10 protein-coding genes are annotated in these 8,250 nt (G+C 32.6%); 7 read left to right on the plus strand and 3 right to left on the minus strand.

Annotated features, from left to right (window positions below; all coding sequences use genetic code 11):
- From CI949_RS13375 to CI949_RS13395, 5 genes are all read left to right on the plus strand, one after another.
- Nucleotides 1–184, plus strand: a 184-nt coding sequence (locus tag CI949_RS13375; RefSeq protein WP_290767264.1) for a hypothetical protein, incomplete at its 5' end; no start/stop codon positions are given.
- Between the two features lie 80 nt (nucleotides 185–264).
- Nucleotides 265–1,494, plus strand: coding sequence for a glycosyltransferase family 4 protein (locus CI949_RS13380; protein WP_290767272.1), 1,230 nt, complete (start codon nucleotides 265–267; stop codon nucleotides 1,492–1,494).
- 14 nt (nucleotides 1,495–1,508) lie between these two features.
- Nucleotides 1,509–2,825, plus strand: coding sequence for a nucleotide sugar dehydrogenase (locus tag CI949_RS13385; RefSeq protein ID WP_290767265.1), 1,317 nt, complete (start codon nucleotides 1,509–1,511; stop codon nucleotides 2,823–2,825).
- Nucleotides 2,826–2,853: 28 nt separating this feature from the next.
- Complete coding sequence (wecB, locus tag CI949_RS13390; protein ID WP_290767266.1) at nucleotides 2,854–3,960, plus strand: non-hydrolyzing UDP-N-acetylglucosamine 2-epimerase; 1,107 nt, start codon at nucleotides 2,854–2,856, stop codon at nucleotides 3,958–3,960.
- Between the two features lie 86 nt (nucleotides 3,961–4,046).
- A complete protein-coding gene (locus tag CI949_RS13395) occupies nucleotides 4,047–4,226 on the plus strand; it encodes a YvrJ family protein (protein ID WP_073160291.1) in 180 nt (59 codons plus the stop codon).
- 41 nt (nucleotides 4,227–4,267) lie between these two features.
- Here the strand turns inward: CI949_RS13395 and CI949_RS13400 are convergent, their stop codons facing one another.
- Genes CI949_RS13400 through CI949_RS13410 form a run of 3 tightly spaced genes read right to left on the minus strand, consistent with a single transcriptional unit; the run spans nucleotide 4,268 to nucleotide 6,173 of the window.
- Complete coding sequence (locus tag CI949_RS13400) at nucleotides 4,268–4,606, minus strand: hypothetical protein (RefSeq protein WP_290767267.1); 339 nt, start codon at nucleotides 4,604–4,606, stop codon at nucleotides 4,268–4,270.
- The gene (locus CI949_RS13405; protein WP_290767268.1) at nucleotides 4,607–5,149 is read right to left on the minus strand and encodes a replicative helicase loader/inhibitor; all 543 of its coding nucleotides are present in this window, start codon (nucleotides 5,147–5,149) and stop codon (nucleotides 4,607–4,609) included.
- On the minus strand, nucleotides 5,136–6,173 hold the full coding sequence (locus CI949_RS13410) for a hypothetical protein (RefSeq protein WP_290767269.1): 1,038 nt from the start codon (nucleotides 6,171–6,173) through the stop codon (nucleotides 5,136–5,138). Before CI949_RS13410 ends, CI949_RS13405 begins: the two co-directional genes overlap by 14 nt.
- 324 nt (nucleotides 6,174–6,497) lie before the next feature.
- Between CI949_RS13410 and CI949_RS13415 the strand changes: the two genes are divergently transcribed.
- Together CI949_RS13415 and CI949_RS13420 are read left to right on the plus strand one after the other, a co-directional pair.
- Nucleotides 6,498–7,025 (plus strand): hypothetical protein, encoded by a 528-nt coding sequence (locus CI949_RS13415; RefSeq protein ID WP_290767270.1) that lies wholly within the window; start codon nucleotides 6,498–6,500, stop codon nucleotides 7,023–7,025.
- A 4-nt stretch (nucleotides 7,026–7,029) separates the two neighbouring features.
- A partial coding sequence (locus tag CI949_RS13420; protein ID WP_290767271.1) for a KGGVGR-motif variant AAA ATPase occupies nucleotides 7,030–8,250 on the plus strand: 1,221 nt, incomplete at its 3' end.

Below are 8,250 nucleotides of genomic sequence, written 5' to 3' on the forward strand. Positions count from 1 at the left end.
TATTATTAGTAATTATGCTGAAACAAAAGAACATGGTGACTCTTTTTCTTTAATTTTTGAATTTGAAGACTTCATTGGTAATATTTACAATCAAAAAGTAGAATTTGAAATTTGTAAACCTGATAAAGCTACTATAGCTTCTATAGAAAAGATTGAGGCTCCAAAACATATTAATGAAAAATAGTTAACAAGTTATTATTTAAATACATAGCACTCAGATATTTTGAGATTTGCGGGGAACAAAGGGAGTGGATCAAAATTAACATATTATTACTTAATCATCACGCCAGTGCACCTGATGTTGGTGGCGGCGGAAGACATTTTGAGCTAGCAGAGCAGCTTTCAGAAGAGGGACATCATATTAGTGTAATGGCTTCATCATATGATACTAGAAATAAGGATTATTACTTTCAAGATGAAGTAAATAAAAAGCAATTTAATGATAAATTTGAATTTATAAGATTTAAAACAAAACCTGCCTATAAAGGTACACTGGGGAGATTTTTAAATTATCAAGATTATAAAAGAAAAACTGCTAACTATAGAGAATTTAAGGGAGAACCTGATGTAGTAATTGCTTCTTCAGTTCATCCCTTTGCCTGGATGAGTGGTTATAAATTAAGCAAAAAATATAATGCTAAATTTATTGTTGAAGTTAGAGATCTTTGGCCTTTGAGTATGTACGAAGACTTCAGTGGATTATTGAGGAAAATGATATTTACATATTTTGAATCAATAGAAAAAAAGTATTATTCTCTTGCTGATGCAATTATAACTACTGCCCCTTTTGCTGATGAGTACATGGAAGAAAAATATAATACTAATCGGGATAAGGTGTTCCATATTCCTCATGGGTTAGATTTAGAAAGATTTGATAAAAACAAAGAAATGAGTGATGAAATACTATCTGATCGTTTAAATAATATATTGAATAATAATTTTTGTGTTACATATACAGGCTCACTTTCTAAAAGTGAAGGTTTACCTACCTTTGTTAAAGCTGCTAAATATTTAAGAGACATAGATAACTTTAAGTTTGTGATAGTTGGTGGTGGGGGAGAAAAAGAAAAGTTAGAAAACATTATTGAAGCTGAAGAACTTGATAATGTAATTATGATTGATAAACAACCTCGTGATTATATTCCTTTGATTTTAAAAAAATCAGATATTTTATTTTGTGGCCTAATGGACCGCAAAGCCTTTGAATATGGTATTAGTAAAAATAAATTTTATGATTATATGGCTGCTGAAAAGCCTATTGTTTTTGCATCTAATGTGAGAGGAAGTTTAATTACCAAGGCTAAAGCAGGTATTACTATTGAACCGCATAAGCCTAAGAAACTTGCTGAGACTATTAGAAACTTGTATCAGAATATTGATACAGATGGCCGACAATATGCTGAAAATGGAAGAAAGTATGTAGAAAAATATCATACGACAGAAAAAATTGCTGCTGATTTCCTGGAAGCAATCAATTATACATTAACTAAATAATTGGAGTGGATAAAATGAATAAAGAAAAAATATGCTGTGTTGGACTGGGATATATAGGTCTACCAACTGCAACCATGTTTGCTGTAAATGGTCACGAAGTAGTTGGAGTGGATGTACAGGATCATGTAATAGATACAATTAATGATGGAGACATTCATATAGAAGAACCTGGTTTAAAAGAAATGGTTAAAGGTGCAGTAATGGAAGGTAATTTAAGTGCTTCTTTAGAACCGGTAGAAGCAGATGTGTTTATTATTGCAGTACCTACACCATTAACTGAAAATAAAACTGCAAATCTAGAATATGTAAAAGATGCAACTGAAAGTATTCTACCTTATCTTAAAAAAGATAATTTGGTTATAATTGAATCTACAATTGCTCCTAGAACTACAGAAGATGTGGTTTTACCTATTTTAGAAAAATCTAATTTAGAATTAGGAGAAGAGCTCTTTGTAGCTCACTGTCCGGAAAGAGTGTTACCCGGTCAAATTATTCAAGAACTGGTTAATAACAACCGGATTATCGGAGGGATAAATGAAAAATCAGCTTTAAAAGCAAGAAGAATTTATAAAAGCTTTGTTCAGGCCAATATGTACATAACTGATGCAACAACAGCTGAAATGGTTAAATTAATGGAAAATACATACCGTGATGTTAATATTGCTCTGGCAAATGAACTTGCTAAAATTTCAGAAGAAAATAAAATAGATATCTGGGAAGCAATAGCTCTGGCTAATAAACATCCAAGAGTTAATGTTCATCTACCTGGTCCTGGTGTTGGTGGCCACTGCCTGGCAGTTGATCCCTGGTTTATTGTAGAAAGTGCACCAGAGAAAGCAAAGATGATAGAATTATCCAGAAATATTAATGACAGCATGCCGGAATTTGTAGTTAGAAATGTTAAAGAAATATTATTTGGTATAGGTGATCCTAAAATCTCTATCTTTGGTATAACCTATAAGGGTAATGTAGATGATTTAAGAGAAAGTCCGGTACTTGAAATAATAGAAATACTTGAATCAGAAAATATTGACTTAGGTATTTATGACCCTCATATTTCAGAACCTCAAAAAAGCGAATATGGTCTAACTGAATTAGAAGAATCAGTTTCTGGATCAGATATTATTATCATCGGAGCTGATCATAATGAATTTGAAGATCTTGATCCAGCAAAACTTGCTCCTGAAATGAGAAATACCAAAGTTTATGATACTAAAAATATCTTAGATAAAGAAAAATGGGAAAAAGCAGGGTTTAAAGTTATCAAAATAGGAGATTATTCTGATTATGCCTGGCATAAAGAATATGGAGTAGCTGAACTGGATAAATAAATATTCGCTATTGTAATGGAGGTTAATAATGATTAAAGTAATGACTGTTTTTGGTACCAGACCAGAAGCAATAAAAATGGCACCAGTAGTTAAAGCCTTAAAAAAAGAAGAAAATATAGAAACAATTGTAACAGTAACCGCACAGCACAGAGAAATGCTGGATCAGGTTTTAGAATTATTTGAGATTACACCTGATTATGATTTAGATATTATGCAGGATAAACAGACTTTAAGTGGCGTAACTGCCAGAGTATTAATGGGGATTAAAGAAGTATATGAAAAAGAAAATCCAGATTTAGTATTAGTTCACGGAGATACTTCTACGACCTTTGTTTCCTCTCTGGGAGCCTTATATCAGCAGATAAAGGTGGGGCATGTTGAAGCGGGTCTTAGAACCCACAACAAATACTCTCCCTTTCCTGAGGAAATGAACAGGCATCTCACCGGAGTTATTGCAGATCTGCACTTTGCTCCAACTGAATTAGCAAAAGAAAATCTTTTAAAAGAGAATGTTGATTCAGAAAAAATAATTGTGACAGGAAATACAGTTATTGATGCTTTATTAGATGTAGTAGATGATAATTATCAGTTTGAAGATGAATTATTAAAAAGCATTGATTTTACAAACAAAAAGATTATCTTATTAACAGCTCACCGCAGAGAAAATCTGGGCAAGCCTATGGAAAATATATTTGATGCAATTAATGATGTCGTAAATGAAAATGATGAAGCAGAAGTTGTTTTTCCAATTCATTTAAATCCGGTAATTAGGGAACTGGCTGCTGAAAAATTTGAAGATGCAGCGCGAGTACATTTAATTGAACCACTTGATTACGAGCCTTTCATTAATTTGATGAATAAATCATATTTAATTTTAACAGATTCAGGTGGAATCCAGGAAGAAGCGCCTTCATTGGGTAAACCTGTATTAGTTCTAAGAGACACTACCGAAAGACCAGAAGCTGTTAATGCTGGAACTGTGAAAAAGGTGGGTACAGATAAGGAAGCTATTTATAATACAGCAAATGAACTTTTAAATGATGATCAGGCTTATATTAAAATGTCACAGGCTTCTAATCCTTATGGTGATGGTAAGGCAAGTGAGAGAATAGTTAAACGAATTCTTACTAACTAACAACCAAATAACAAACCACACTTCCTCTTTCTAAACTAAGATGATATCATTAAATCAAACATTAGTTCAGAAAGGGGTTATTTTATATGGAACAGTTATTTACCTTAATCAGCTCTTATGGTTTTCCAATGGTTCTCTCAATTTATCTACTGCTGCGCTTTGAATCACTGCTTAGAGGTCTTAAAGAATCAATAGATACTCTAATTTTACTCAGCAACATCGAATCAGCAGATTTGAGAAAACTAAAAAAAGAAAAGAAACTTTAGCTATAAGGAGCAGCCCCTTAAAAAAGAGGCTGCAGGAGTGATTAAAAAACTATTGTATCAAATAGCTCAAAATAAGGTTTTAATTCTTCTTCCGTATACTTTGACTTACAGGTTAAAGGATTTAATTTGCAATTTTCCTGATCCCTGGGACAGTCGAGACAGTAGCAGCCATTCATCTTATTTAATAGACTGAATTCTTGAACCAAATCTTTTAGCTTATCTGACTTTCTAAAATTACCAAAGCATTCTTTAAACACTTCGTAATTAGGCAGCCTGGGGTCATTATTAATATCTCTTACACCTGGAACCTTTTCTATTTCTTTTGCTTTCTCAAGGAGCAGTTGATACAATTCCTCTTCTGTAAATTTTTTGTCAGACATTTACTGCACCTCTTTTTCTTCTGAAATTAAAAGTAGTTTTTCTTTAAAAGGACGGGGCAGGTAGGCACTATCCTTTCTTTTAGAATTAACTTCCTGATAGATTTTAAGAAAACGATTTTTTACATATTCATTATCCTTACTGTGGCATAAGGAAGCAAAACCACCAAAGTTGCGGACAGCCTCTCTAACACTCTCCGGAAGAGATGCCATTCCTTCGTTAGAATTATAGTAACCGTACTTACGAACAGCTTTTAAAGCGAGATACCAGGCCTCTCCAGCTGTTATTTTAGCCTCATCAGGTAGTTTTAGCATTTCTACTTCCTTAACGATTTCTCCAGGAGTAGGAGGCCACTGGGGCCGATTGATAATCAATTTTTTAACTGCAGCCACCACCAGCTGATACTTATAATATTTTAAAAGATCATGCCAGACTTCGACCATCAATTTAGTGCCGTCTTCATCATTTGGCTTCGGAAACTTAAAGCGGTTGCTGTAACAGTTATTTAAAAAGCTTAGGATTTTAATGATTTCACTTTTTTTCATTCTGCTCTTCCTCCTTTGTCTCTAAATACAGTTTTTTTAATTGAGTTGTTCTTTGAGAGACGGTATTAGATTTAGAACTTTTTAGTTTGTTTTCCAGCTTAATTACCTGTTTTCTCAGCTTTTTAGCACTTAAAATATTGCTCTTCCAGAACTGATCCTGCTGGGAAAAATCAATAATTGCTTTAATTTCTGCAAAGCTGTAGCCTTTATTTTCACTTTTTTTAGCTCCTACCGGACCCAGGCGGTGAAGTTTATCAATTTCTTTAACCCATCTTTGGAAACGGGAATCTGCCGGCTCTTTTTTGGGGACAGAGGCCCTCGAGTTATTCTTTAAGATCAGCTCGATTAAGTAGCCTGTTAGTTCTGCTGCTTTATTTAAATTATCGTTGTCGAATCTTTTGTTCAGAAAAATTATTTCTGCATCTTTGCCAGCATCTGTTTTTACTTGAGCCTGAGTTTGAGCAGGAGCTGGAGTAAGAGCCTGAGTTAGAGCTTGAGAATTAAAACAATCTGTTTTAAGAGGCTTTTTACCATTTGTTTGGAGCCCCTTATTTTTCTCGGCAGTTTTTTCATTAATCTGACTGAAAGGCTTTTTAAGAAAGCTCTTTTCCTTACTTTCTTTTTTGAGAAAATCATAGAACTTGGGGTTATAGCGCTCTGTCAGCTTGATTAATTCTCTCAGCAGAGGAGAGACCGGTAATGCTGCCAGTTTGTTTACTGCTGCCTTAATGTGATTGATATTCTGTAATGGTTGATACTTTAAAGCATTGATGATCAAAATCATAGAATTATCTCTGTCATATTTAATAAATTGATCTCTGCTTAAGATCTCAATTGCTTTTTTAATTTCTTTTTCTTTTAACTGCAGGTCTTCAGCTATGTAGCTTAAAGGTAGGCGGTAAAGCCCTTCGGAAATCCGATGCTGATTTGTAAGCAGATAGAGAGCGATCATCCTTGTTTTAAAATCCCAGCTTCTTACTTTGTTATCGATCCAGAAATTAGCCTGTACTTTTTGATAAGTCATTTTATCATCCTTTCTTTATTTAAGAATATTTTCACAATTTAGATTAAAAAAATTAGTTTGCCTCCTTTCCTTTGATTTGACAGCGGTGCCTGTGCCTTAATAAAATTTATATTAGATATTATAGCATCTTCTGGAAAAAATTTTAAGGGGGCTTTGTAGGTTTTTCTAAATAATACCTATAGTTTATAAAGCGAGGATTAGAAAGAGAAAATGACAATCTATTAGATAATAAATCTTGCAATTTACATATAATTACAGTATAATATTGGTAATGAGATAATCGGATTTCAAATAAAATGAATTTCAGGTAATGGAGGTTAAAAAATGCCCTTCAATGGAGTTTTCGTTAGAATAGAAGAATTTTCAGAAGCATATGAAACCAGAATAGAAGATTTTATATTAGTTGCTAAAGAGAATCGAAGAAAAACCCTGTCAATGTATCTTGGTGGAGTAGTAATTGAGTGTTTTTTAAAAAAGTTACTGGTTCAAAAGTATAATATTGCGGGAAGAAAAGGAATTAAATATTGGTATGATCTAAACATAATTGAAGAGCTATCTGAAAAAGGCAATGTTCTTAAAGAAGAGTATAAAGAAAAAAGGATAATGGATAATCCCTATCATGACTATTCGAAAGCTTTAGAATTACTTGGTCTGTCAGATAATTTACCAGAAAATATTGAGAATAAGATTAAATTAGTATATAATCCACTTAAGCAGGAAAAAACTGATTTTACTGATCTAAGGTATCGAGCAGAGAAGGATATTGAAACTGAGGAATTTGAAGAGTGGCTTGCTAGTTTTAGAGAAGTTCATAACTGGATTAATGATCAAAAACAAAGGATCGAGGATTGATTTTATGAAAACAAATCTTAGCACAAGACTTGACAGTCTAAAAAAATTTAAAACAAAATTGAATGAGCATTTTATTGCAGATGATTCTGAATGGCTTGATATAAATGTAACCCCACTGGGGAGAGTTGATTTGACAATTGTCAGTAATAAATTTGATAAAGGGACAGAAGCTATAAAATATATTGACCAGCTTTTTGAAGATCTTGATAATTTTTATCATAAGGGATTTACTACCTTTTATACTGTCGAAGATGCTGAATTTTCTGGGATCCAAAAGCCTTCTCCTAAAACAGATAAAAGCGCGGGTTGGGAGTCTATGCTTAAGGGGCTGGAAAATGACAAAAAGATTTTTGATTTGGATGATAAATCGGAACTTCCTCGTTTAATATCATTTTACTCCTATAAAGGTGGAGTTGGAAGAACACTTGCTTTAGTTCAAACAGCATATCTTTTGGCTAAAAAAGGGAAAAATGTACTGATGCTTGATTTGGATATTGAAGCTCCCAGTTTGCATGATATTTTTTCTGATAAAATTAATTTAGATAAAGGGATAGTTGATTACTTATATGAGCAGGAGTTTTCTGGTGATAAAACGGAAATCGAGCTCGATAATATTGTAAGTAGTATTAAAGTTGATGAGACTTTAGAAGGTAATTTATATACAATTCCGGCTGGAGTATTATCGGCAGAATATATATACAAACTGACTCAATTAAAACCTAAGTTTCTTTCTCAAAAAGAATACCTTAGTGTTTTATTAAAAAAAGTAAAAGAAAAATTAGACATAGATCTGGTACTTATTGATTCCAGAACAGGTATTAATGACTGGGGGGCTTTTTCTATTCTGGATATGGCAGATGAAGTGTTCTTTTTTGCCTATCCAAATGAAGAAAATTTTAATGGAACTAAAGTTATAGTTGATTTATTAAAAAATCTACAGCTTAAGAAATTCACTATAATTTTTTCGCGAGTCGAAAGCGATGGAGGGCTTGATTATGCTCAACAGTTATTTGATGATTTAGAACTTGAGCAGGAATTTATCTCTATTATCTATAATCCTCGTCTAGCCCTTGTTAAGGAATTTCCTAATGAAAAGTATCTGGATGAATTTCAGGAAATTGCTGATTTTATCTTAGAAAGAGATCAGATAGAAATTAATGAATTTTACATTTCTAATTATGTGAATAAAAAAGAAATTCTAGAGAAATTATTAAATAAAATTAAT

This window comes from Halanaerobium sp. (assembly GCF_003070835.1).

Excerpts from the sequence above, each read along its gene's own strand:
- CI949_RS13385 (WP_290767265.1), top strand. The coding sequence starts at position 1,509 with ATGAATAAAGAAAAAATATGCTGTGTTGGACTGGGATATATAGGTCTA.
- wecB (WP_290767266.1), top strand. The coding sequence starts at position 2,854 with ATGATTAAAGTAATGACTGTTTTTGGTACCAGACCAGAAGCAATAAAA.
- CI949_RS13395 (WP_073160291.1), top strand. The coding sequence starts at position 4,047 with ATGGAACAGTTATTTACCTTAATCAGCTCTTATGGTTTTCCAATGGTT.
- CI949_RS13400 (WP_290767267.1), bottom strand. The coding sequence starts at position 4,606 with ATGTCTGACAAAAAATTTACAGAAGAGGAATTGTATCAACTGCTCCTT.
- CI949_RS13405 (WP_290767268.1), bottom strand. The coding sequence starts at position 5,149 with ATGAAAAAAAGTGAAATCATTAAAATCCTAAGCTTTTTAAATAACTGT.
- CI949_RS13410 (WP_290767269.1), bottom strand. The coding sequence starts at position 6,173 with ATGACTTATCAAAAAGTACAGGCTAATTTCTGGATCGATAACAAAGTA.
- CI949_RS13415 (WP_290767270.1), top strand. The coding sequence starts at position 6,498 with ATGCCCTTCAATGGAGTTTTCGTTAGAATAGAAGAATTTTCAGAAGCA.